Raw genomic sequence first — 24130 nt, 5'->3', positions numbered from 1 at the left:
GTGGGGCGCCCCCTTGGGTCGGTGGTTCGGGGCCTCGGGATCAGGCCATCGCTTGTGGCTGGAGGCGCCATTCACCTTCCAGGTCCTTGACCAGGCCACTGGCCAGGAACAACGGGACCAAACGCCTGTGCAGTGGCGGTTCGACAAACTCCTTCACCGTCTCCACTGCCAGCACCCCACTCAACGGCAGCTCGGCCTTGGTGTAGGACAACCAGGCTTTCTTGAGCATCAACAGCACATCACTGCCGGCCGTGGACGCAAAGCGACGGTGGGTCGGCTTGGCGTCGAAGGTGAACGTGTGTTGCTGTTCATAGCTGCTTTCATCGCCGCCACTGGCCGCACACCGTACGCAGGTGCACGGGCCATCGCCAAACGCGCTGCGCAGGTAGGCGTTGAAGTCCACCACGGGCTTGAGTGACAGGCGCTTATCCACTTCGAACAGGTCCCCGGTCATTTTTTCGTCAGTGTTCAACGTCCATTTCCTCGCAGGTATCAGGCGGCTTTTCAAAGCGCGGCACAATAGCAGCCGGGCGCCGATTTGGGGATGATTTGCATAACAATAGATCGCGATATTCTTTTGCGCTCTTAAAAACCGCCGCTAGGCTTCATCACCTCCTCGAAAACGCGGCAGCCCTCCATGACTTTCAAACGTTCCTCCCTGACCCTCCTGGCCGCATCCCTGGCCGCCGCCGGTGCGTTACTCAGCCCCGGCGCCCAGGCCGAAGGCAAGATCAGTATCGCCCAGCAGTTCGGCATCGGTTACCTGATCCTTGATGTAGTGCGCGACCAGCACCTGATCGAAAAACACGGCAAGGCACAGGGCCTGGATATCCAGGTGGAATGGAACAGCATTTCCGGCGCTACGGCCATGAACGAATCGCTGCTGGCCGGCGCGCTGGACGTGGTGTCGGCCGGTGTGCCGCCGATGCTCACCCTATGGGACCGCACCCAGGGCAAACAGAACGTCAAGGCCATCGCCTCCCTTGGTTCGATGCCCAACTACCTGCTGTCCAACAACCCCAAGGTCAAGACCCTCAAGGACTTCACCGAGAAAGACCGCATCGCCGTGCCCGCCGCCGGCGTGGGCTTCCAGTCGCGCACCTTGCAGATCGAAACCGCCAAGCAGTTCGGCGACGCCCACTACAAGAAATTCGATGACATCTCCATCAGCCTGGCCCATCCCGACGCCACGGCGGCGCTGATTGCCGGCGGTTCGGAGATCAATTCGCACTTCTCCAGCCCGCCGTTCCAGTACCAGGAACTGTTGAACCCCAACGTACACAAGGTGCTCAGTTCCTACGACATCCTTGGCGGTCCGGCCACCTTCAACGTGCTCTACACCACGCAGAAATTCCACGACGAGAACCCCAAGACCTACAAGGCGTTCTATGACGCCCTGGCGGAGGCGGAGACGATCATCAAGGCTGACAAACCGGCGGCGGCCAAGGCGTATATTCGCGTCGAGCAATCCAAGCTGCCGTTGGACCTGGTGGAGAAAATCGTCCAGGACCCGGAAATCGACTTCACCATCGTGCCGCAGCGGACCTATATTTATGCCGAGAAATTGCATGAGCTCGGCGTGCTGAAAAACAAGGCGGCGAGCTGGAAAGACTACTTCTTCGAAGAGGCCCACGGCGGCAACGGCAGCTGAACGTCGATCCCCATTGGACGTACGGTCAACATTGTGGGAGGGGGCTTGCCCCGATAGCGGTGGGTCAGCTACAGATAAGCTGACTGTTCCACTGCCATCGGGGGCAAGCCCCCTCCCACATTAGTGTCAGCGGAAGAATTCACCGGGTGTGGCATCGAACTGCTGCCGAAACGCGTTGATAAACGCCGAGGTGGACTCATAGCCACAGCTCAACGCCACATCTGTGACCCGCTCGCCTTGCTCCAAGGCGGGCAGGGCGCTCAATAACCTTAAACGCTGGCGCCAGGCCCGAAACGTCAGGCCGGTGTCACGCACGAACAAGCGGCTCAGTGTCTTTTCACTGACCCCCAGCTTCCCGCTCCAATCGCCCAATGTCGTCTGCTGTTCCGGGTGCAGGTTCAAACTGCGATAGATCTGGCGCAACCTGGGGTCGAGGGGCAATGGCAGCATCAAATCCACTTGGGGCGCCGCCGCCAATTGATCCAGTATCACGTGGGCCAGGCGACCATCGGGGCCGTCCTCGGCGTACTCCACCGGCAACGCGCTGAAGCTGCGAATCAGCTCACGCAACAGGCTGCTCACCTCCAGCACCTGGCAACGTTCGGCGGCCCAGGCGGTGACCCGGCAATCCAAGTAGAGGCTGCGCATCTCGGTGTGGGGCGAGCTGTACACCCGGTGCGGCATGCCCGCCGGAATCCACACCGCGCGCTGAGGCGGCGCGACGAAACGGCCGGCGCTGGTCTGGATCTCCAGCACCCCGGAAATCGCGTAGGACAATTGCACCCACGGGTGGCTGTGCCGACGGGTGAGGGCGCGATTGGGCAGCGATTCGGTACGCCCATACACCGGCCGTGGCAGGCTGGAAAGCCCGGGCACGCTGCGGCGCACGGTTTTGTCATGTCCTTTAGGCGGCATTTACTGGCTCATTGGCGTTAGTCGGTAACAAGGCGTTACGTTAGAGTCGCGGTGACGCTCTTGGCAACCCCCGGAAGATCCTGCTTATGACTCGCCCCCGTTTTCTGCCTGACAACTTCACATTGACGCTGATCGCCACGGTGATCCTCGCCTCCCTGCTACCCGCCAGTGGCCAGACCGCCGTGGCCTTCGGCTGGGTGACCAACCTGGCGATCGCGCTGCTGTTTTTCCTGCATGGCGCCAAACTGTCGCGCCAGGCCATCGTCGCCGGGGCGGGCCACTGGCGCTTGCACTTGCTGGTATTCAGCCTGACTTTCGTGCTGTTCCCACTGCTGGGCCTGGCGCTCAAGCCGGTGTTGTCGCCGTTGATCGGCAAAGACCTGTACATGGGCATGCTTTACCTCTGTGCGCTGCCGGCCACCGTGCAATCGGCGATTGCCTTCACCTCCCTGGCCCGCGGCAATATCCCGGCGGCGATTTGCAGCGCGGCGGCGTCGAGCCTGTTCGGCATCTTCCTCACGCCGTTGCTGGTGACCCTGTTGATGAATGTCCACGGTGAAGGCGGCTCTACGCTCGATGCGATCTTGAAGATCAGTGTGCAACTGCTGCTGCCGTTTATCGCCGGGCAGATCGCTCGGCGCTGGATCGGCGCATGGGTGGGGCGTAACAAGGCTTGGCTGAAATTCGTCGACCAGGGCTCGATCCTGCTGGTGGTGTACGGGGCGTTCAGCGAGGCGGTCAACGAAGGTATCTGGCACCAGATCCCGCTGTGGGAACTGGGCGGTCTGGTGGTGGCCTGCTGCGTGTTGCTGGGCCTGGTGCTGTTGGCGTCCACCGTGTTGGGCAAGGCGTTCGGCTTTAACCAGGAAGACCGCATCACCATCTTGTTCTGCGGCTCGAAAAAGAGCCTGGCGACGGGCGTGCCGATGGCCCAGGTGCTGTTCGCCGGGGCGACCATGGGGGTGCTGATCCTGCCGTTGATGCTGTTCCATCAGATTCAGTTGATGGTCTGTGCGGCGTTGGCGCAGCGCTATGCCAACCGGCCGGAAAGCATCCCGGAAATGATGGGGCAGGTGGATCCGTGATCCTGCACCCAGGCGCCGACGAAAATAGCCGCTCGGTCAGCCGTGTCGGCATGTGCATCAACATGGGGTCGTGGGTGGGGAATCTTTCCCGGCTGTAGGGCGGCTCAGGTTGTCGGTCAAGGGCCGCTTGAGTTCAGGCGCGCGCTGGCCGGGCACAGGGTGTGCGACAAATGCGCGCAGTGCTGCGGTGATTGACGCGACGTGGCGTTCCCCGCCAGCCGTGGCACCCGCTTCAATGGGCACCGCGCTGCATCGGTGGCCGGCGCTCAGGCGGCCTGTCACGCCGGGCGTTATTACCACCCGCGTTACCCGTGGGGGGCAAGCTCGGCAAGCCGATGGCGCCGCTCGCTGACGTGATGGCCCTGGCCTCGTCATGAGGGATCGGACGACGAATGCCTGGGATCAGCGTCAACAGCCGCCCGAGAAACCTATAGAATGCTGGGCGGCGGCGCTCCTCCTGGGTGGCCGCTCGATCATCGCCAGAGTGCCGCACCGTTCAATGAGCCTTTCAGCCGCAACCCCCCAAGCCAATTGGCAGCCGGTCATCGCCCTGGCGCTGGCCGCCTTTGTGTTCAATACCACCGAATTCGTCCCCGTTGGGCTGCTCAGCGCCATCGGCGCCAGCTTCGACATGCCGATTGCCAGCGTTGGCCTGATGCTCACCATCTACGCTTGGGTGGTGTCGGTGACGTCACTGCCGGTGATGCTGCTGACCCGCAATATCGAGCGGCGCAAGTTGCTGATCGTGTTGTTTTGCCTGTTCATCGCCAGCCATATCCTCTCCAGCGTGGCCACCGGCTTCGGCCTGTTGATGGTCAGCCGTATTGGCATTGCCTTGTCCCATGCGCTGTTCTGGTCGATCACCGCCTCCCTCGCCGTGCGCCTGGCGCCCGCCGGCAAGCAGGTGCAAGCCCTCGGCCTGCTGGCCACCGGCACGTCCCTGGCGATGGTCCTCGGCATTCCCCTGGGCCGCCTGCTCGGTGAAGCCATGGGTTGGCGCACCACGTTCCTGGTGATCGCCGCCTTCGCCGCCGCCCTGGTGTTCTGGCTGGCGCGCACCTTGCCGCTGTTGCCCAGCCAGAACTCCGGCTCGTTGCGCAGCCTGCCACTGCTGTTCAAGCGCCCGGCGCTGGTGGCGCTGTATGTGCTCACTGCCATGACCGTGACTGCGCAATTCACCGCCTACAGCTACATCGAACCTTTCGTTGAAGGCGTCGCGGGCCTGAGCGGCAATGTGGTCACCCTGTTCCTGCTGGTGTTCGGTGGTGCGGGCATCCTCGGTTCGCTGCTGTTCAGCCTGGTACACCGCTTCAACCCCCATCTGTTCGTGATCAGTGCGGTGTTCCTGCTCGCGGCGTGCCTGGCGCTGTTGCTGCCATTGAGTGGTGCGCAGTCGTACCTGGTGGGCCTGAGTGTGTTCTGGGGCATGGCGATCATGGGCTTCGGCCTGGCCATGCAGTCGAAAGTGCTGGTGTTGGCACCGGACGCCACCGATGTGGCCATGGCGATGTTTTCCGGTATCTACAACATTGGTATTGGCGGTGGCGCGCTGATGGGCAGTTGGGTCGGCAGCCACTTCGGCTTCGCCTGGATCGGCGCGGCGGGCGGGTTGCTGGCAGCGGTGGCGTTGATCGGGTATTGCCTGGCAATCAGGCGCTTTGGGCAGGGTGTAGCGCAGACGCCGGCTTGATCGCCGCGGGCGACCATTGGTCGCCTTCGAACACCCACACTGTTATTAAGTTGACGCCATTTTTTCCTGCTTTTAATATCCCCAGCCAATGATGGCATGGTGATGGCATTTGCTCGTCAGACACTGCTGGCAATCCACTCTTTAAAAGGACTTTTCCCGTGGCATTTCGCACGTTCCGAAACTGTATCGCCCTGTTTTTCATCTGCTCCGGCCTGTTTGGTTGCGCAGCCAATATCCAAAAGCCGGTTGAACTCGACACCCAGTTCTGGAACGACAAGAGCCAGACCATTGGTGTGGCCATGACTGCCTTGCCGCCCTCGGAGCTGGTGCTCGGTGGCAATCAGGGGCTGTTGGACCTGGCGATCAACAAGGGTGTCAACAGTAAACTCAGCACCCACGTCAGTACCTGGAAGCTGCAGGACGCCGCAAGTATTCCCGATGAAATCGTCGCCAAGCTGGTGGCCAAGGGTTACAAGGCCAAGCGCGTGGACGAGTCGATCGACCTCGCCAAGTTCAAGGAAACCAAATTCCGCGAAGGCTTCTTCGGCCGTGACCTGACGCCATTGCAAGCCAAGTACGGCGTGGATCGCCTGCTGTTGATCTCCTACACCGCCAGTGGCGCATACCGCACCTACTACAGCGTGGTGCCTACCAGCGTGCCGACCCCGCAAGTGGGCGGTATCGGCCTGGTGGTCGACCTGCGTGACAATCACCTGCTCTGGTACAAGCCGTTTGCCGTGACTCAGCCGGCGCAGGGTGAGTGGGACCAACCCAACTTCAGCAACTTGTCGAACGCCTACTACCAGGCCGTGGACAGCAGCCGTCAACTGGTCATCACTCCGTTCGCCCAATGAAGGTCCTGGGCAGTGCCTTGCTCATTGTCAGCGGCCTGATGCTGGGGGCGTGCGCCCAGCATCCGCTGCCTGAACCGGGCTTCAATACACCGTCCGCGCTGTCTTATATCAATGCCCACGGCGCCAAGGTCGAAGTGCGGTGGCCGGCGCAGGGCCTTGTCACCGCGTCGATGGTGATTGATAGCAAGCGCGCGGCGGACGCCGCTCAAGTCAGTGACAATGTCACCCGCAGCGCGGTGAATGCCGGGGGCGTGGTGGGGTTGTTGATCGCCAGCGCCATTAATACCCAGACCGGCGCGGGTGTGCTCGAACGCGATGCGCGCAATAGTGCGGAACACGATGCACGCCCGATGACGACGCTGCTCGGTGAGCAAAACCTGGAAGCGGCCTTTTCCCGACGCTATCAACAGACCGGCCAGGCGGCTGGCCTGCCTGCGGCACAGGGGCCGGTCAGCGCGCTGGTGCTGGTCGAACCGCGGCTGGTGCTGAGCGCGGACCGGGGCAGCTTTACCCTGGTCAACCGGGTACAGGTCCAGGACATCGCCGGGTCGGTGCTGTATCAACGGCGCATTGACGTGGTCGGGCAGCCGTTTCGCAGCTGTGGTGCGCAATGCATCGACGATGGCCACCTGGAGTGGGCCAAGGTGAATGAGCAACTCGAAGCCTGCATTGACGAGACCATGCGCGTGCTTGCACAAGACCTGCGCGCGGGCGAGGGGGTGGATGCAGGGGAGCAGACGGTGCGTTACGTGCTGGACGGTCGCCGTGTGGTTGAACGCGGTCGGCTGTTGCCGTCAGCCGGTGTGTATCACCGGTACCGTAACCTGGATGGCGCAATCAAGTCGGTACCGATGCCATTCGAAAACATCGCGGCGCAGGCGGTTTCACCCTGACCGGGCGGGCTCAGAGCCCGCCGAGCAAGGTCTCCAGCTTTTCCTGGTCACGGGCAAACTGGCGGATACCTTCCGCGAGTTTTTCCGTGGCCATTGCATCTTCATTCGACGCCCAGCGAAATTGCGCCTGCGTCAGCCGCTGGCGCGGTTCGCCGTCGGTGCCTGGCACCAGCTTGCGTTCCAGGGTGCCCTGGTCTTCGTCGAGCTTTTGCAGCAGGTCCGGGCTGATGGTCAGGCGGTCGCAGCCAGCCAGTTGTTCGATCTGGCTGAGGGTGCGGAAGCTGGCGCCCATCACCACGGTCTTGATTTCATTGGTCTTGTAGTAGTTGTAGATGCGCGTCACCGACTGCACGCCCGGATCATCAACGCCGGTGTAGTCCAGGCCGGTGTTCTTGCGGTACCAGTCGTAGATACGGCCCACGAATGGTGAGATCAGGAACACGCCGGCATCGGCGCAGGCCACGGCCTGGGCGAAGGAGAACAACAGGGTCAGGTTGGTCTGGATCCCGGCTTTTTCCAGGCGCTCGGCGGTGCGGATGCCTTCCCAGGTGGAGGCCAGTTTGATCAGCACGCGGTCGCGGCCGATCCCGGCCTGGTCGTACAGGGCGATCAACTGGTTGGCCTTGGCCCACAATGCGTCTTCGTCGAAGGACAGGCGTGCGTCGACTTCGGTGGAGATGCGCCCGGGGATCACCTTGAGAATGCCGGCACCCACCGCCACTGCAAAGTGGTCGCAGGCCAGGCCCACGTCACCCTTGGCATGGGCCACGGCGCTGCGCAGCAGCTCGGCATATTCCGGGATGGCGGCGGCCTTGAGCAGCAGGGAAGGGTTGGTGGTGGCGTCGACCGGGCGCAGGCGGCTGATGGCTTCCAGGTCGCCGGTGTCACAGACCACGGTGGTGAATTGCTTGAGTTGTTCGAGCTTGGACGTCATGAGCGGCAGTCTCCAGAATGAGGGTTAGTGGTTCAGCGCCAGGGCGGTGTCGAGGTCGGTGATCAGGATGTCGAGGTAGCCGCCCTTGAGCGCCCCACGAATCGCCTGGACCTTGTTCAACCCGCCGGCGAGGCCGAGCACGCGGTGGATCGAGCGCAGCTTGGGCAGCGCTACCGACACCACGAATTCTTCATCTTCTTCCAGCACCGGCTTGCCCTGGGCATCGAAGTAGCGCAAGCAGATATCGCCGACGGCATCGCGTTCGGCGAGCAGGCGCAGCATGTCTTCGGTGTAGTAGTTGCCGCTGTTGCGCAGCAGCTGCGAGGGTTCCAGGTCGCCGATGCCGACAATCGCCAGGGTGATGCTGTCAAAGCGTTGCAGCACCTCCTTGACCTCTTCCATTTCGATGATGCGCTGCTTGCTTTCCACCGATTGCTCGATGCTCTGTGACGGCAGCAAAAACGCCGGGCAGTTGAGCAGGGTGGCCAGGCGTTGGGTCAGCAGGGTGGCTTCGAAGGCGCCTTTGTTGCCGACGCCGCCCAACAGTTGTACCACTTCCTGGGCGCCTTGCTTGCCCGGTTGTGCATGCAAATGGCCGACCATGGCGCGAATGGTGCTGCTCCACGACGAAATACCGATATGGTCCTGGGGTGACAGGCTGGTCTCCAGGTAATGAGCGGCGGCCGAGCCGATGGCCTGCTTGATGCTTTCATCGTTGCCCGGTTCGGTGGCTTCCACCACGATCACCCGGCGCACGCCATAACGGCGCTGCAATTGGGTTTCCAGCTCCAGGTGCAGGCCTTGCAGGCGCATGACCGTGATCTTGACCACGCCTTCTTGCAGCGCCCGGCGCAGGGCGCGGCTGATAAAGGATTGGGACAGGTCCAGCTGTGCGGAAATCTCGGACTGCTTGAGCCCTTCTTCGTAATAGAGGCTCGCGATCTTGGTGATCAGGCGCTGTTCTTCGATCTGGCTCATGAAGGCCTCGGTGGTGAAATCAATGCGGGTGAGGATACCAAACCCTTACGACATGATCAGGCCGCCGTCGATATTGATTGCCTGGCCGGTCAGGTAGGCCGCGTCGTCGGAGGCCAGGAATGCCACCAATCCCGCCACGTCCGAGGGTTTGCCGGCTCGGCGCAGGGGGATGTTCTTGACCCACTCGGCCATCAGTTCACCCTTGCCATAGCGCTTTTCATCGGTGCTGAGGATCTCGCCCCAGACGCGGTCGTTGTAGTCCCACATCTCGCTTTCGATGATACCGGGGCAGAACGCGTTGACCGTGATGTTATGCCGCGCCAACTCCAGCGCCAGGCTCTGGGTGATGCCGATCACGCCCATTTTGCTCGCGGCGTAGTGCGGGGTGTAGATAAACCCCTGGCGGCCCTGGCCGGACGAGGTGTTGATCAGCCGGCCGCTGCCTTGCTTGACCATGTACTTGGCCGCTTCCCGGCAGCCCAGCCACACGCCGGTGGTGTTGACTTGCAGGACCTTGTCGAAGTCGGCACGGGGCATTTTGTCGTAGTGATCGATGGTGATGATGCCGGCGTTCTGTACCGACACGTCGATGCTGCCAAAGCGTGCGTGGCCTTCGCGGTAGAGCTTTTCGATATCGTCTTCACGGGTGACGTCGATGCCCAGCGCGAGGACATCGACCTGGTATTCCTGGGCCAGTTGGTCGGCGGTGAAGGTCACGCGCTCCAGGTCGTTGGAGGCCAGCACCAGGTTGGCGCCCTCCTGGGCGAAGCGCTCGGCAATGCCGGCGCCGATACCACGGCAGGCGCCGGTGATCACCACAGTTTTACCGCTGAATCGTTGCGACATGAGGGGCTCCTTACCAGCAGACAAAGCCGCCATCGACCAACAGGTCGACACCGGTGCAGAAAGACGACGCCTGGCTGACCAGGAAGATCGCCGGGCCGACCATTTCGTCCACGCTGGCCATGCGGCCCATGGGCGTGGTCTGTTCAAAGATCTTCACCTGGTCGGCGACTTCCGGGCGTGAGTTCATCGGCGTGGCGGTGTAGCCCGGGCTGATGCAATTGACCCGCAGGCCCTTGTCTGCCCACTCCATCGCCAGGCTTTTGCTCAGGTGGATCACCCCGGCCTTGGAGGTGTTGTAGTGGGCTTGCAACAGGCCACGATTGACGATGCTGCCGGACATGGAGGCGATATTGACGATCGCGCCTTTGCCCCGTGGCAACATCACGGCGGCCTGGGCCTGGCAACTGAGGAAGATGCCGGTGAGGTTGATGTCCAGGGTGGTTTGCCAGCGTTGCAGTTCCAGGTCCTCGGCGGCCTGGGCGTTGGCGATGCCGGCGCAGTTGACGGCCACGCTGAGTGGGCCGAGTTCTTGTTCGGTTCGCGCGACCGCTGCATCCAGCGCGGCGCGTTCGGTGACGGTGCCGCTGAGGGCCAGGGCTCGACGGCCCAGGGCCTGGATGCGTTCTACCGTGCTGGCAATGCCGGGGCTGCCCGGAAGATCAAAGCAGGCGACATCCGCGCCCGCTTCGGCGAGCCCGACGGCGATAGCCTGGCCAATGCCGCTGCCGGCGCCGGTGACAAAGGCCACTTGGTCTTGAAGACTAAAAAGCTGCATGAACTACTCCAATCTTGAAATCACAGTGGAACCCCTGTGGGAGGGGGCTTGCCCCCGATAGCAGTGGTTCAGTTACAGATGCATCTACTGACACTCCCTCATCGGGGGCAAGCCCCCTCCCACATTGGATCTGTGCAGGTGTTTGGTTATGCGGTGGCCATTTCCATTACCGACACCGGGGTGGCCTCGCCACGCTCCAGAATCCCCATCTGCCGGCCCCGGCTCATCACCATCACGCGGTGTGACAGCCCGAGCACTTCATCCAGGTCCGAACTGACCACAATCACCGCCATGCCCTTGGCTGCCAGGTCGGCGATCACTTCGTAGATCGCTGCCCGCGCGCCCACGTCAATCCCGCGCGTCGGTTCATCGAGGATGAACACCTTGGGGTTGCGCGCCAGCCACTTGGCGATGATCACCTTCTGCTGGTTACCGCCGGACAGACTGGAAATCCGCGACTGCGGCGCACCTTTCACACCCAACCGCGCCACCGCCGTGCGCGCGAATTCGCGTAGCGGGGCAGGGAACACCCAGCCGCGTTTGTCGAGCAAATCGGTGTTGCCATAAATCAGGTTGTCTTCGATGCGATGCTCCACCACCACGCCTTGCTGCTTGCGGTCTTCCGGTACCAGCACCACACCGGCCTGGATCGCCTCGAAGGGCGAGCGCAACTGGCATGTCTCGCCATCGAGCACCGTATGCCCTTGGATGTCCTGTGCCGCACCGGCAAGGGTGCGCACCAGCTCGGTCCGCCCGGCGCCGACCACCCCGGCAATGCCGAACACTTCACCGGCGCGTACGCTGAAGTCGATGCCGTGCAAGGCAAACTCGCGGCAGGTCAGATCCTTGACCTGCAACATCACGCGCTCTTGCGGCGCCTGCAACGCAGGGAAAATTCGCTCCAGGCTGCGCCCGACCATCTGCTCCACCAATTCCCGCACCGGCACTTGCGCCGTGGCATGCAGGGCGATCTGGCGACCGTCGCGCAGCACCAGCACACGGTCGGCGATGCGCGCGATTTCTTCCAGGCGATGGCTGATATAGATGAATGATACACCCTCGGCCTTGAGCCGTTCCACCTGCTTGAACAGCAGCTCGGTTTCGTCCCCGCCCAAGGCCGCGGTGGGCTCATCGAGGATCAGCAGGCTGGCCCTGAGTGTCAGTGCCTTGGCGATTTCCACCAGTTGCTGGGCCGCCACGCTCAGGCCCTCGACCTTACGCGATGCCGGCACCTTGAGCCCCAGGCGCTCCAATTGGATCTGCGCCTGGGCCTCCATGTACTCGCGGTCGACCCGCCCGTGGCGCATGGGCAGGCGGCCGACGAAGATGTTTTCGGCGATCGACAATTGCGGCAACAGACGGATTTCCTGGTGGATCAGGCCGATCCCGGCCCCCAGTGCGGCACCCGGCGAGGCTGGGGTGTAGGGCTCGCCGAGCCAGGTCATGCTGCCCCCGGCTTCGGGTTGCACGAGCCCGGCGATGATCGACGACAAGGTCGACTTGCCTGCGCCGTTTTCGCCGAGCAACGCCAGGACTTCGCCGGGGCGAATGTCCACATTGATCTGCGACAGCACCTGCACCGGGCCATAGGCCTTGCTGATATTGCGCAGGCATAGCACGGCATCGGGTTCAGCTGCACGGGTATCCAGAGCGGCTTGCATGACGACCTCCACGGCTTACGGGTGCTGTTGCAGGAACGGCGCGACGTTTTCTTTAGTGGTCAGCACGGTGGGCAGCAGTTGTTCCTTGGGCACGGCCTTGCCGGCTTTCAGGTCAATGGCCGAGGCCACGGCCAGGCGCCCCATTTTCTGCGTCTGCTGGGTCATGGTCGCGTTCAGCACACCGCTTTGCACGGCCTTGAGCCCGGCCACGTCACCGTCGAAACCGACCACCACCACCTGGTGATCGAGGTTGCCGACCTTCACCGCCTGGGCGGCGCCCAAGGCCATGGCATCGGCGCGGCCGAAGAACACGGTGATATTCGGGTCACGCTGGAGCAGGTCCTGGGCCACGGCGAAGCCTTTGTCCTGGGCCCATTCGGCGGGTTGCTGGGCCACCACCTTCAGGTTCGGGAAGGCTTTCAACCCTTCTTCAAAACCTTTGGCGCGATCATTCTCGGGGGTGGTGCCGAGCTGGCCTTGCAGGATCGCGATACGGCCCTTGCCGTCGGTGATCTTGCCCACGTATTCGGCCAGGGTCTTGGCCCCGTCCACGCTGTCGCTGGCAATAAAGGTGTCTCCGGGTGCGTCGGGGGCGTTGCGGTCGACAGCGATGACCGGGATGCCGGCAGCCTTGGCGGCTTTCACCGGCACACCGGCCGCAGTGGCGCCAGCCGGGATGTAGATCAGCACATCGATCTGGCGGGTGATCAAGTCTTCAATCTGGCTGACCTGGGTCGAAGAGTTGCCCTGGGCATCCACGGTGATCACCTTGATCCCCTTGGCCTTGCCCTCGGCTTCCACCGATTGCTTGATCTGGTTGAAGAAGTCGGCCTGCAGGTTGGCCACGGCCAGGCCGATGGTCAGGTCCTTGGCCCAGGTGGTGCCGGCGGCAGTGAGGGTGGCGGCGGCGAGAGCGGTGGCTAACAGCAGTTTCTTGGGGCTGAACATGTCGGTGACTCCTGGTTTTATTGTTGGAGGGTGTCAACTGTCGAACAGGTTTAACGGGCAGTGCTGGAGCGGCGTCGCAGGGTGTCGATGGTGACGGCGAGGGCAATGACCACACCGATCACCACTTGTTGAATGAAGGGCGAAACACCCAGCAGGTTGAGGCCATTGCGCAGCACGCCAATGATCAACACGCCGACGAGGGTGCCGCCGATGCTGCCGACGCCGCCACTGAGGCTGGCGCCGCCAATCACCACGGCGGCGATGGCGTCCAGTTCCAGGCTCAGCCCGGCACTCGGTTGCGAAGAATCAAGGCGTGCGGCGAGGGTCACGGCGGCGATACCGGCGAGGGCACCGCTGATGGCGTACACCCACAAAGTAATCGCACGCACCTTGATGCCCGACAGCCGCGCGACTTCCGGGCTGCCGCCCATGGCGTAGAGGTTGCGGCCACCGGCACGAAAGCGCAGGAACACCCAGGCCACCACCAGCATCACCAGGAACAGCCCCACGGTGGCCGAGAGGAAACCAAAGTGGCGCACCGTGGCCAGGCTGGTGAACCAGTCCGGGTAGCCGACGATCTGCCGGCCTTCGGTGAGGATATTTGCCAGGCCACGGGCTACCGACATCATGGTGAGCGTGGCAATAAAGGGCGGCAGCTTGGCGTAGGTGATCAACCCACCGGACACCAACCCGGCGAGCATTCCGCTGGCAATCGAGATCGGAATCGCGAAGCCCAGCGGCACGGCCTGATCCTGATACAGCCAGCCGAGCATCATCATTGAAAAGGCCAGCACCGAGCCGACCGACAGGTCGATGCCGCCGATCACGATCACCGCCGTCATGCCAATCGCCAGGATGCCCAGTACGGTGACCTGATCGAGGATGTTCAGGCCATTGCGCAACGAAAAGAAGAATTCAGAGCTGAAGGAGAAGACCAGCACCAACAGCACCAGGCCGATCAGCGGGCCGCCGATGTTGCTGGGCAGCAGTTTCACCAGACGTGGGCGGGGTGGCGGCTTGAGTTCGGCCGGATGCTGGACAATAGCTTTGGCGTCCACAGTGTTCTCCTGATTTATTTTTTTTGGAGTGCTTTCAGGCGTCTTGAATATTTATGCGTGCCTGACTGTTAATTCAGATTCCAGTGACACCGTGTCAAAGTCAAGCGCTTAATTTTTCATGTGTGCCTCTAGGCTGGCACTTTCACACGCCACAAAGCCACGGGATAGATAAGCCCGCGTGGGATTTTGGCCGTTTGTCCGAGGGCTGTTTCCGGGGTTTATTTCATTTTTTCGCCGGTCGCTCACTTGACCTGCTGAGCGTTCGGCGTCTAAATAGAAATATATTGTCACTGCTGAATAAATATTCAAAACAGCTTTGGACACTTTCACCCCGCGTGGTCAGCCTCAAAGGAGCCGCTGCATGAATGCCTTCCAGTACGACGCCCACCAGATCAAGGAACAGGCCCGCCTGATCCGTCGCCATGTGATCCGCCTGAATGCCGACTCACCGGCCGGCGGTCACACCGGGGCTGACTTGTCGGAGACCGACATCCTGGCCACCCTGTATTTCCGCATCCTCAACACCGGCCCGGAACGTACCGAAGACCCGGAGCGGGATATCTATATCCAGAGCAAAGGCCATGGCGTGGGCGGTTTGTACTGCTGCCTGGCGCAGGCAGGCTACATCCCCACTGAGTGGCTGCCGACCTACCAGCACTTCAATTCCCACTTGCCCGGCCACCCCGTACGGCAGAAAACCCCCGGCATCGAACTCAATACCGGCGCGCTTGGGCATGGTCTGCCGGTGGCCGTGGGCCTGGCGTTGGCGGCGAAAATGTCCGGCAGCAAAAAACGCATCTATGTGCTGACCGGCGACGGTGAGCTGGCCGAAGGCTCCAACTGGGAGGCGGCGATGGCGGCGGCCAAGTACGGTCTGGATAACCTGTTTGTGATCGTCGACAAGAACAAGCTGCAACTGGCGGGGTTGACCGCCGAGATCATGCCGCTGGACCCGCTGGACGTGAAATGGGCCGCCTTCGGCTTCAGCGTCAGCGAGTGCGACGGTAACGATGTGGGCCAATTGATCGAGGCCCTGGAAACCATGCAGACCAAGACCGGCGCGCCCCAGGTGCTGATCGCCCACACCATCAAAGGCAAGGGCGTGTCGTTTATCGAAGCCCGTCCCGAATGGCACCACCGCGTGCCCAAGGGTGATGAAATCAACGCGGCACTGGAGGAGTTGAACCATGGCGAGTGAACATTTGGCGAGCGTCATGGTGGACGCGTTTATTGCCGCCGTCGATGCCGGGCTGGACGTGGTGCCGGTGGTCAGTGACTCCACCTCTACGGCCAAGATCGGCCCGTTTGCCCAGCGCTTTCCCGAGCGTCTGATTAACGTCGGCATTGCCGAACAGTCCCTGGTCAGCGTCGCTGCGGGCCTGGCCCTGGGCGGCAAGATCGCCGCCACCTGCAATGCGGCGCCATTCCTGATTTCCCGCGCCAATGAGCAGATCAAGGTCGACGTCTGCTACAACCAGGCCAACGTCAAGATGTTCGGCCTCAATGCCGGCACCAGTTACGGCCCGCTGGCCAGCACCCACCACAGCCTCGACGATATCTCGGTGATGCGCGGCTTTGGCAATGTGCAGATTTTCGCCCCGGCGGATGCGCGTGAATGCCGTCAGATCGTCGATTACGCGCTGCGCTATCACGGCCCGGTGTATATCCGGCTCGATGGTAAGGCCCTGCCGGATGTGCACGAGGGCGACTACCAATTCGTGCCTGGGCAGGTGGATATCCTGCGCCAAGGCGCGGATGTGAGCATCGTGGCCTTGGGCTCGGTGGTGCATGAAGCGGTAGATGCGGCCGCATTGCTGGCGGAACAGGGCATCCAGGCGCAGGTGATCAACCTGTCGTCGATCCGGCCCTTGCAGCGCGATGTACTGCTCAGCGCCTTGCGCGGCACGCGCGCGGTGATCAGTGTGGAAGAGCACAATATCAACGGCGGCGTCGGCAGCCTGGTCGCCGAAGTGCTGGCCGAAGCTGCATTGGGTATTCCCTTGATCCGCCTGGGCATTGGCGATGGTGAATACGCCGCCGCCGGCGCCCGCGAACCGACGCGCGCCTTGCATAACATTGATGCGGCTGGGATCGTGGCGGCTGCCACTCGGTTGCGGTGAATCCCATGAACAACAACACTCCGCTGATCCTGGCGCTGGATGAAGGCACCAGCAACGCCAAGGCGGTGCTGGTCAATGAACTTGGCCAGGTGATTGCGCGCGGTTCGCGGCCACTGAGCATCAGCCATCCCCAGGCCGGGTTTTCCGAACAGGACCCCCTGTTGATCTGGCAAAACACGTTGGCGGCGATTGAAGAATGCCTGGCCCAGGTGGATCGTCCGATCACTGCGCTGGCGATCAGCAACCAGCGTGAGTCGGTGGTGGCGTGGGATCGTCGTAGCGGCGAGCCGCTGTCGCCTTGCATCAGTTGGCAATGCCGACGCTCCACCGCGTTGTGCACCCAGCTGCATGCGCAGGGCCATGAAGCACTGATCCTGGAGAAGACCGGGCTGGCATTGGACCCGATGTTCTCGGCGGGTAAATTTCGCTGGATTCTCGATCACCTTGAGGATGGCCACGCCCGCGCCGCTGCCGGGCAGATCTGCCTGGGCACGGTCGACAGCTGGCTGTTGTGGAAGCTCAGCGGCGGCCAGGTGTTCGCCACCGACTATTCCAACGCCGCGCGTACCCAACTGTTCAACCTGCATACCTGTGCCTGGGATCCTGAGCTTTTGCAGCTGTTCGCCATTCCGGCCGCGGCCTTGGCACCGATCCAGCCGAGCGCCGGTTTCTTCGCCGAAACGGTCGCCGTGGGCAGCTTGCCCGCCGGTATCCCGGTGATGTCGATGATCGGCGACTCCCATGCGGCGCTGTACGGGCAGGGCGGTTTTGCGCCGGGGCTGGTCAAGGCCACCCTCGGCACCGGTTCGTCCTTGATGACGCCCATGAGCGGCCCGATTGCCTCCACCCATGGCTTGTCGACCACCTTGGCTTGGCACGACGGCAGCCAGCCCACCTTCGGCATGGAAGGCAATATCGTCCATACCGGCGCCGCCGTGCAGTGGGCTTCGCGGTTGGTGGCCGGGGAGTCCCTGGACGCCTTGACCGAACAGGCCGCGCAACTGCCGGATAACGGCGGCGTGTATTTTGTGCCGGCGCTCTCCGGCCTCGGCGCACCGCACTGGAAGGCCGACGCCCGTGGGCTGATCTGCGGGTTGACCGAAGCCACGTCCGGCGCGCATATCCTGCGCGCGTCGCTGGAATCGATCGGCTATCAGATTCGCGATGTGTTCGAGGCCATGCAGCAAGACATCGGCAGCCCGCTCAAGGAACTGTGGGTGGATGGCGGCGCCACGCGCAACCGTTGGCTGATGCAGTTCCTGGCCAACCTGTTGCAACGGCCGGTGGTGCGCAGCCTGTCGCCGGAAGTCTCGGCGCTGGGCGCAGCGCACCTGGCGGGGAGGGCGCTGGGGATTTGGGCGAGTGATGAGGCGCTGGGTGCATTGGAGCGCCAGCGCGAGCGGTTTGAACCGCAGGATGACCCGGCGATGGCAGGGCGTTACACCGAGTGGAAAAACGCCCTGGCCCGCACACTCCTCTAACGTCATATGCAGATCCAAATGTGGTAGGGGCGGTGCGACGATTCGACTGCCCCCGATGCGGTGTATCAGTCAGCTCATCTGTTGCTGACCCACTGCCATCGGGGGCAAGTCGAATCGTCGCACCGCCCCTCCCACATTTGGCCTGTGCAAGCCTCAAGGGCGCCAGGTCTGCACATCCGTGGCATCCACGGCCTTGGGTAATAACCCCGCCTTGAAGAACGCATCGGCAATCTTCTGCTGCTCACCCAACTGATCCACCGTCACCGGCTGCACCTGATAACTGCGGTGCGCGTTCGCCGCTTCCACCGTGGCCACATCCAGGTTGCCCCACAACGGCCCAAGCACTTTCGCTGCGTCCTGGGGGTGGGTCTTTATCCATTGGCCGGCTTTTTCCAACTGTTCATACACCACTTTCAACACGTCGGGATGGGCCTTGGCGTACGGCGTGCCGGTCAGGTAGTAACGCTTGTAGCTGGCCAGGCCTGCGCCATCGGCCAGGGTGCGCGTCGGTAACTGGCGCTGCACGCTGGTGAGGAAGGGTTCCCAGGTCACCCAGGCATCCACCTTGTTGTTCTCGAACGCCGCGCGACCATCGGCCGGCGAGAGGTAGGCCGGTTCGATATCCGAGAACGCCAGGTCGGCCTTGGCCAACGCGGCAATCAACAGGTAGTGCGTGCCGGCGGCTTTGGTGACCGCGACCTTCTTGCCTTTCAAGTCCGCCAATTGCTGGATCGACGAATCCTTGTGCACCACGATCGCCTGGGCGTTGGGCGAGGGCGCTTCCTGGGCGAAGTAGGTGAGCTTGGCCTGGGCCGCCTGGGCGAAGATCGGCACGGTGTCGGCCACGTCGGCGCTGATGTCCACGTTGCCGACATTCAGTGCTTCCAACAACGGCAGGCCACTGGGGAACTCGTGCCAGGACACATCGATATGCTCGGCTTTGAGGGCCTTTTCCAGGGTGCCTTGGGTTTTCAGCAGGGTGATCAAGGTCGAGGATTTCTGGTAACCGATGCGCAGGGTTTCCTGGGCTTCGGCGCTTACGGCGACGGCAAAAGCGAGTAACCCTAATACAGCGGCGAGGGGACGACGTATGGACATGGCGCGCTCGATGTTCAACGAAATTGCGCCAAGCATAAAGTTCTAAAAACCATTCGATAAATAATTTTTGGATCTGAGCTTAGGGCACTTTTATCCGCTTGCTGCTCATCGGGCATAACCCTGTAGTTATAGGGCTATTTCATAAAATCCAGTCATTAATATAAACAATAGATTTTTTATGCACATGCCTCTCATGGCCCCATCCCGCCAGATCCATTTCTGTTGAGCGCGCTTTCTGTGGCGAGCGGGCTTGCCCTAATGCCGTTCAGTTAAGCGTACATCGCCTTCTGTAGGAGCGAGCTTGCTCGCGAAAAACGTCAAGTTCTTCGCGAGCAAGCTCGCTCCTACAAAAAAGCCTTAACTGAACGGCATTAGGGCTTGCCCCGCGTTGGGCTGCGCAGCAGCCCCAATAAGCCCACCGCGTTATTTCAGACAACACTCGGTGGCAGGATTCAGAGCCGCTTCGCCCCCCAACGTGGGTGGGGATGCCGCCGGCGGCGTATCGCAATAAATTCCTCGGCACCCTGGGCGGAATCAACGCCGCAGTTGCGGCTCGCCTTCAATGCAATCGACCAAGAATTCCATCACCACTTTCACTGACGGTGAGCGCCGCATATCCGGGTACACCGTCAACCAGATATCGCGCACCGGCCCGTCGCTGGCGGTGGGCAAGCGCGCCAGTTGCGGGTCGTGATCACCCACCAGCGTCGGCAATACCACCGCGCCCACCTGGGAGCGGGCCGCCATTTGTTGGGTGATCAACTCACTGGCGGCAAATACGATCGGGCGCTGGCCGCGCAGTTGGTGCATCCACGCTTGCTGGGGCAGGTGGTCGCGGCTGCTGTCGTAGGCGATGAACGTCCAGTGGGCGGCGGGCAGTTGCTTGAACACTGGCGCGGCATACAACCCGAAGCGCACCACACCGACCTTGCGGCGCACCAGCGCGTCCTCGTCGGGGCGTACGGTGCGCAGGGCGATATCGGCTTCGCCCTTATCCAGCGCGGCCAGTTGGGTGGAGGGCATCAGCACCAGGTTCAGCTGTGGGTACTGGGCTCGCAAGCGCGCCACGTGGGGCGCGATGCAATGGTTGGCAATGGACGGCGGGCAACTGACCCGTACCGTGCCGGCCAGCTCGATGGACGCTACCCGTGACAAGCGCATGACTTCGGTAGCCATCTCGCCCATGCCCGCCGCCAGTTCAGCCAATGCCCGGCCCTGGGCAGTGAGTGGTCGGCTGCGGGGCAGGCGGTCGACCAGTTTCACCCCGAGGGCTGTTTCCAGGGCGTCGACCCGGCGCCCGACGGTAGCGTGTTCCACCTGCAACTCGCGGGCGGCGGCCGACAGCGATTGGGTGCGGGCCAAGACGGTGAAGTAATACAGGTCCTGCCAATCGAACATCGGGTTATTTCCGCACAGGGGTTGGGAGAGTTTGGGGAATTTTCCTACTGAGAAGGTCCTTTTACCATGGCCGCTTCCCAGTGCAAACGGAGTTGTTCCCCGATGAAAGCCATCACCCTGCAAACCTATGGCGGACCCGAGGTTGCCCTGCTGCGCCATGACGCTCCCATACCCCAGGCCACGCCAGGCCATGTGCTGGTCAAGGTGGCCTGTGCCGGGATCAATTTCATGGATGTCCACACGCGCCAGGGCAAGTACGCCCAATCGGTGACGTACCCGGTGCGCCTGCCTTGCACCTTGGGCATGGAAGGCGCCGGAGTGGTCGTTGACGTAGGCGCCGGCGTCAGTCATTTGCACGTCGGTGATCGGGTCGCCTGGTGCATCGCCTGGGGGGCTTATGCCGAATACGCCGCTGTGCCGGCGGACAAAATCGCGCAGATTCCCAGCGCAATCACCTTCGATCAGGCGGCAGCCGCGATGTTCCAGGGCTGCACCGCCCATTACCTGATTGACGATGTGGCGCGCTTGCACGTCGGCAGTACCTGCCTGGTGCATGCGGCGTCCGGCAGCATTGGCCAATTATTGGTGCAGATGGCGCGGCGGTTGGGCGCGACGGTATTCGCCACCGGTAGCAGCGCTGAAAAATGCGCGATTGCCCTGCAACGCGGTGCCCACCAGGCCTGGACGTATGACGAAGGGCGATTCGCCGAGCGCGTGCGCGAGGCTACGGCGGGGCAGGGCGTGGATGTGGTGTTCGACTCACTGGGCAAAACCACCTTGCGTGACAGTTTCCGCGCTTGCCGCACGCGAGGCTTGATCGTCAATTACGGCAATGTCTCGGGCTCGCTGACGGACCTGGACCCGATTGAACTGGGGGAGGCCGGCTCACTGTTTTTGACGCGGCCACGCTTGGCTGACCACATGGCCGATGGCGCGACCGTGCAACGGCGAGCCAATGCGGTTTTTGCGGCGATGTTGGAAGGATCGCTGACGGTGGAGATCGAGGGACATTACAGCCTGGAGACGGTGAAGCAGGTGCATGCGCGCATCGAGGCGCGGCAACAAATAGGTAAGGCGGTGGTGTGGGTGGACCGCGACTTGGTTTAATGCAGACGAAAAAAAAACCGGCTGATCAGGCCGGTTTGGGGTACCCCGCGAACAGCGCGGGGTCAGGCGTTGTTGCTGTGCAGGCGATCAGCGCCGCCTTCGGCCAGGCCACGTTCTTGCAGACGATCAGCACCGCCTTCGGCGACACGGTTGCCATTCAGGCGATCAGCACCACCTTCGACCAGGCCACGTTCTTGCAGACGGTCAGCACCGCCTTCAGCGACACGGTTGTCATTCAGGCGATCCGCACCACCTTCGACCAGGCCACGTTCTTGCAGACGATCAGCACCGCCTTCAGCGACACGGTTGCCATTCAGGCGATCCGCACCACCTTCGACCAGGCCGCGTTCTTGCAGACGGTCAGCACCGCCTTCAGCGACACGGTTACCATTCAGGCGATCAGCACCACCTTCGACCAGGCCACGTTCTTGCAGACGGTCAGCACCGCCTTCAGCGACACGGTTGCCATTCAGGCGGTCGGCCCCGCCTTCGGCGACACGGTTGGCATTCAGGCGATCCGAGCCGCCTTCAGCGACGACTGGGTGGGCAAAAGCGTTTGCAGCGAGTACCGAGAAAGCGAGGCTAAGCAAGAGTTGGCGTTTCATGATGGTGTGCTCCAAGTGTTTTAGTTGGGGTGTTGCCGGGTATGGGTTTGATGTTACGCGTTGCATTTTTTAAGAGAACTTCATTGGGCTGATGGTGACTATCGACGCCGGCGATGGCCCGCATGGGCGGGCCATCAAGGGCCGTCATGGCATCTGCGGCTGTTCTTGAGGGCGCAGGTCAAACACCAGCACCTCGGCATCCTCACCCTGGCTTATGCGGATCTGGCGCTCGTCACGTACTCGGGCACCGTCGCCTTCCTGCAAGCGCTGGCCATTGATCTCCACGCTGCCGCGGGCCACATGGATGTACACGTGGCGGTTTGGCGCCAGGTCCAGGCTGGCGCTTTCATCGCCGTTGAACAGCCCGGCATACACCCGCGCATCCTGGCGTACATGCAGCGAACCCTTGGCGCCATCCGGCGAGATGATCAACTGCAGGCGCCCACGTTTCTGTGCTTCGCTGAAGTGCTCCTGCTGATAGCGCGGCTCGGCACCGGCCACGTTCGGCACGATCCAGATCTGCAGGAAGTGCACGCCACGGGTCTGGCTGTGGTTGAACTCGCTATGGGCCACGCCGCGGCCGGCGCTCATCAGTTGCACATCGCCGGGGCGGATCACCGAGCCGGTGCCCAGGGTGTCCTTGTGCTCCAGGGCGCCTTCGAGCACATAGGAGAAAATCTCCATGTCGCGGTGCGGGTGCTGGCCGAAGCCTTTGCCGGCGGCGACGCGGTCGTCATTGATCACCAGCAGGTCGGAGAAACCCTGTTCCTTGGGGTTCCAGTAGTTGGCGAACGAGAAGGTGTGGAACGACTTCAACCAACCGTGATTGGCGGCGCCGCGTTCCGAAGCTTTGCGAAGGGTCAGCATGGTGGTGTCCTCAAGTGAGCGCGGGCTGCGACATGCAGGGCGCTTGCGTTGAGAAGAAGATTACTGGTTACCGAAATATTCATTAAGAAGCTAAAAACTGAATAACTGTCTCATGTGGGTTGACAGTAAAAGACGTGCCATAATGCCGGCCGCATTCTTTTCCGATGGACGTCTCTCGTGATGAAAACCGTGGCCATGGCGCTGTTTCCGGACTTCCTCCTGCTCGACATGGCCGGGCCGCTTGAAGTGTTTTCGATTGCCAACCGCTACCTGCCGCCGGCGCAGCACTACCAGATCCTTACCCTGGGCACCGAACCGGGCCCGCTGCGCGCGTCCAACGGCGTCGTCGTCCAGCCCGACCTGCTGCTGGAGCAGGCGCACGATGCCTACGACCTGTTGCTGGTGCCCGGCGGCCCCGGTGCCTATAACGAATGCCATCCCGACTTGCTGCCCTGGCTGCGGGCCGCTGCACCTCGGTCGCGGCGTTTCGGTTCGATCTGCACCGGCGCCTTTGTGCTGGGGCATGCGGGGCTGCTCGACGGCCACCGGGTGACCACCCACTGGCACTACACCGAACGCTTGATCAAAGCCTTCCCCCAGGCCATCGTCGAGACTGACCGCATCTACCTGCAGGACGGCCGCTTGATTACGTCGGGTGGGGTCACGGCCGGTATCGACCTGGCGCTGTCGGTCGTAGCCCAGGACCATGGCAAACAGGTGGCAGTGGAAGTCGCCAAGGTGCTGCTGGTGGTGATGAAGCGCCAGGGCGGCCAGGCTCAGTTCAGCCCGATGACCGCCGCCGTGTCGCCCCTTGAAACCGCGATTACCCGTGTGCAGAACCAGGTACTGGCCCATCTGGATCAGCCACACACCATCGAGTCGATGGTGGCCCTGGCGGGCATGAGTGCCCGGCATTTTGCGCGGCTGTTTACCAAGGAGGTGCAGATGACGCCCATGGCCTTCCTGCAAGGCGCGCGCATCGACCGCGCGCGGCATTTGCTGGAAACCACCGACCTGCCGCTCAAGACCGTGGCCTTCTACGCCGGTTTTGGCAGCGTGCGGCATATGCGTTTTCTGTTCACTGAAAAGCTCGGCCTCAACCCCACCCAATACCGACAACAGTTCAGTTAACGACAGGATGTCCGTCTCGCGCACCTGAATGTCCG

At 62.3% G+C, this 24130-nt stretch carries 23 protein-coding genes; 10 read left to right on the top strand and 13 right to left on the bottom strand.

What is annotated here, in order from left to right; all coding sequences use genetic code 11:
- Positions 1-40 precede the first annotated feature (40 nt).
- Positions 41-472, bottom strand: coding sequence for a hypothetical protein (locus tag A7317_RS17655; protein WP_024076089.1), 432 nt, complete (start codon positions 470-472; stop codon positions 41-43).
- A gap of 165 nt (positions 473-637) precedes the next feature.
- Here A7317_RS17655 and A7317_RS17650 point away from each other — a divergent pair, with 165 nt between their 5' ends.
- A complete protein-coding gene (locus A7317_RS17650) occupies positions 638-1651 on the top strand; it encodes an ABC transporter substrate-binding protein (protein ID WP_024076088.1) in 1014 nt (337 codons plus the stop codon).
- A gap of 126 nt (positions 1652-1777) precedes the next feature.
- Here A7317_RS17650 and A7317_RS17645 read toward each other — a convergent pair whose 3' ends face one another.
- Positions 1778-2566 (bottom strand): AraC family transcriptional regulator, encoded by a 789-nt coding sequence (locus A7317_RS17645; RefSeq protein ID WP_069076480.1) that lies wholly within the window; start codon positions 2564-2566, stop codon positions 1778-1780.
- A gap of 86 nt (positions 2567-2652) precedes the next feature.
- Between A7317_RS17645 and A7317_RS17640 the strand changes: the two genes are divergently transcribed.
- The 4 genes from A7317_RS17640 (at position 2653) to A7317_RS17625 (ending at position 7088) form a co-directional block, all read left to right on the top strand.
- Complete coding sequence (locus tag A7317_RS17640; protein ID WP_069076479.1) at positions 2653-3651, top strand: bile acid:sodium symporter family protein; 999 nt, start codon at positions 2653-2655, stop codon at positions 3649-3651.
- Between the two features lie 499 nt (positions 3652-4150).
- Positions 4151-5341, top strand: a complete 1191-nt coding sequence (locus A7317_RS17635; RefSeq protein WP_069076478.1) for a sugar transporter — start codon at positions 4151-4153, stop codon at positions 5339-5341.
- Between the two features lie 158 nt (positions 5342-5499).
- Positions 5500-6195 (top strand): hypothetical protein, encoded by a 696-nt coding sequence (locus A7317_RS17630; RefSeq protein WP_024076084.1) that lies wholly within the window; start codon positions 5500-5502, stop codon positions 6193-6195.
- Positions 6192-7088: a hypothetical protein gene (locus tag A7317_RS17625; protein WP_069076477.1), complete on the top strand. Its 897-nt coding sequence runs from the start codon at positions 6192-6194 to the stop codon at positions 7086-7088. Before A7317_RS17630 ends, A7317_RS17625 begins: the two co-directional genes overlap by 4 nt.
- 10 nt (positions 7089-7098) lie before the next feature.
- Here the strand turns inward: A7317_RS17625 and tal are convergent, their stop codons facing one another.
- The 7 genes from tal to A7317_RS17590 all read right to left on the bottom strand — a co-directional run bounded on the left by tal (position 7099) and on the right by A7317_RS17590 (position 14288).
- The gene (gene tal, locus A7317_RS17620) at positions 7099-8022 is read right to left on the bottom strand and encodes a transaldolase (RefSeq protein ID WP_024076082.1); all 924 of its coding nucleotides are present in this window, start codon (positions 8020-8022) and stop codon (positions 7099-7101) included.
- A 24-nt stretch (positions 8023-8046) separates the two neighbouring features.
- Positions 8047-9000 (bottom strand): sugar-binding transcriptional regulator, encoded by a 954-nt coding sequence (locus A7317_RS17615; protein WP_069076476.1) that lies wholly within the window; start codon positions 8998-9000, stop codon positions 8047-8049.
- A 45-nt stretch (positions 9001-9045) separates the two neighbouring features.
- Positions 9046-9846 carry an SDR family oxidoreductase gene (locus A7317_RS17610; protein WP_069076475.1) on the bottom strand — a complete coding sequence of 267 codons (801 nt, stop codon included), beginning with the start codon at positions 9844-9846 and terminating at the stop codon, positions 9046-9048.
- Positions 9847-9856: 10 nt separating this feature from the next.
- Positions 9857-10621 carry an SDR family oxidoreductase gene (locus tag A7317_RS17605; RefSeq protein WP_024076079.1) on the bottom strand — a complete coding sequence of 255 codons (765 nt, stop codon included), beginning with the start codon at positions 10619-10621 and terminating at the stop codon, positions 9857-9859.
- A 146-nt stretch (positions 10622-10767) separates the two neighbouring features.
- A complete protein-coding gene (locus A7317_RS17600; protein ID WP_069076474.1) occupies positions 10768-12282 on the bottom strand; it encodes a sugar ABC transporter ATP-binding protein in 1515 nt (504 codons plus the stop codon).
- A gap of 15 nt (positions 12283-12297) precedes the next feature.
- The gene (locus A7317_RS17595; RefSeq protein ID WP_069076473.1) at positions 12298-13230 is read right to left on the bottom strand and encodes a sugar ABC transporter substrate-binding protein; all 933 of its coding nucleotides are present in this window, start codon (positions 13228-13230) and stop codon (positions 12298-12300) included.
- A 50-nt stretch (positions 13231-13280) separates the two neighbouring features.
- Positions 13281-14288: an ABC transporter permease gene (locus A7317_RS17590; protein WP_024076075.1), complete on the bottom strand. Its 1008-nt coding sequence runs from the start codon at positions 14286-14288 to the stop codon at positions 13281-13283.
- A gap of 361 nt (positions 14289-14649) precedes the next feature.
- Here A7317_RS17590 and A7317_RS17585 point away from each other — a divergent pair, with 361 nt between their 5' ends.
- The 3 genes from A7317_RS17585 to A7317_RS17575 are packed head-to-tail and all read left to right on the top strand — an operon-like array spanning position 14650 to position 17889.
- Positions 14650-15486: a transketolase gene (locus A7317_RS17585; protein ID WP_024076074.1), complete on the top strand. Its 837-nt coding sequence runs from the start codon at positions 14650-14652 to the stop codon at positions 15484-15486.
- Positions 15476-16408: a transketolase family protein gene (locus A7317_RS17580; RefSeq protein ID WP_069076472.1), complete on the top strand. Its 933-nt coding sequence runs from the start codon at positions 15476-15478 to the stop codon at positions 16406-16408. Before A7317_RS17585 ends, A7317_RS17580 begins: the two co-directional genes overlap by 11 nt.
- 5 nt (positions 16409-16413) lie before the next feature.
- On the top strand, positions 16414-17889 hold the full coding sequence (locus tag A7317_RS17575; RefSeq protein WP_069076471.1) for an FGGY family carbohydrate kinase: 1476 nt from the start codon (positions 16414-16416) through the stop codon (positions 17887-17889).
- A gap of 153 nt (positions 17890-18042) precedes the next feature.
- Here A7317_RS17575 and A7317_RS17570 read toward each other — a convergent pair whose 3' ends face one another.
- A complete protein-coding gene (locus A7317_RS17570) occupies positions 18043-18987 on the bottom strand; it encodes an aliphatic sulfonate ABC transporter substrate-binding protein (protein ID WP_041161243.1) in 945 nt (314 codons plus the stop codon).
- A gap of 534 nt (positions 18988-19521) precedes the next feature.
- A complete protein-coding gene (locus A7317_RS17565) occupies positions 19522-20385 on the bottom strand; it encodes a LysR family transcriptional regulator (RefSeq protein WP_069076470.1) in 864 nt (287 codons plus the stop codon).
- Between the two features lie 102 nt (positions 20386-20487).
- Here A7317_RS17565 and A7317_RS17560 point away from each other — a divergent pair, with 102 nt between their 5' ends.
- Positions 20488-21492 carry a quinone oxidoreductase family protein gene (locus tag A7317_RS17560; protein ID WP_069076469.1) on the top strand — a complete coding sequence of 335 codons (1005 nt, stop codon included), beginning with the start codon at positions 20488-20490 and terminating at the stop codon, positions 21490-21492.
- A 62-nt stretch (positions 21493-21554) separates the two neighbouring features.
- Here A7317_RS17560 and A7317_RS31140 read toward each other — a convergent pair whose 3' ends face one another.
- Positions 21555-22097, bottom strand: coding sequence for a phage infection protein (locus A7317_RS31140; RefSeq protein ID WP_081329431.1), 543 nt, complete (start codon positions 22095-22097; stop codon positions 21555-21557).
- A 144-nt stretch (positions 22098-22241) separates the two neighbouring features.
- The gene (locus A7317_RS17550; RefSeq protein ID WP_024076068.1) at positions 22242-22964 is read right to left on the bottom strand and encodes a pirin family protein; all 723 of its coding nucleotides are present in this window, start codon (positions 22962-22964) and stop codon (positions 22242-22244) included.
- Positions 22965-23144: 180 nt separating this feature from the next.
- On the opposite strand from A7317_RS17550, the gene A7317_RS17545 reads away from it, so the two are divergent.
- Positions 23145-24095 carry a GlxA family transcriptional regulator gene (locus tag A7317_RS17545; protein WP_069076467.1) on the top strand — a complete coding sequence of 317 codons (951 nt, stop codon included), beginning with the start codon at positions 23145-23147 and terminating at the stop codon, positions 24093-24095.
- Positions 24096-24130 lie beyond the last annotated feature (35 nt).

This window comes from Pseudomonas fluorescens, from assembly GCF_001708445.1.
Classification (GTDB): domain Bacteria; phylum Pseudomonadota; class Gammaproteobacteria; order Pseudomonadales; family Pseudomonadaceae; genus Aquipseudomonas; species Aquipseudomonas gorinensis.
This window is presented reverse-complemented; position numbering and strand designations above follow the sequence as displayed.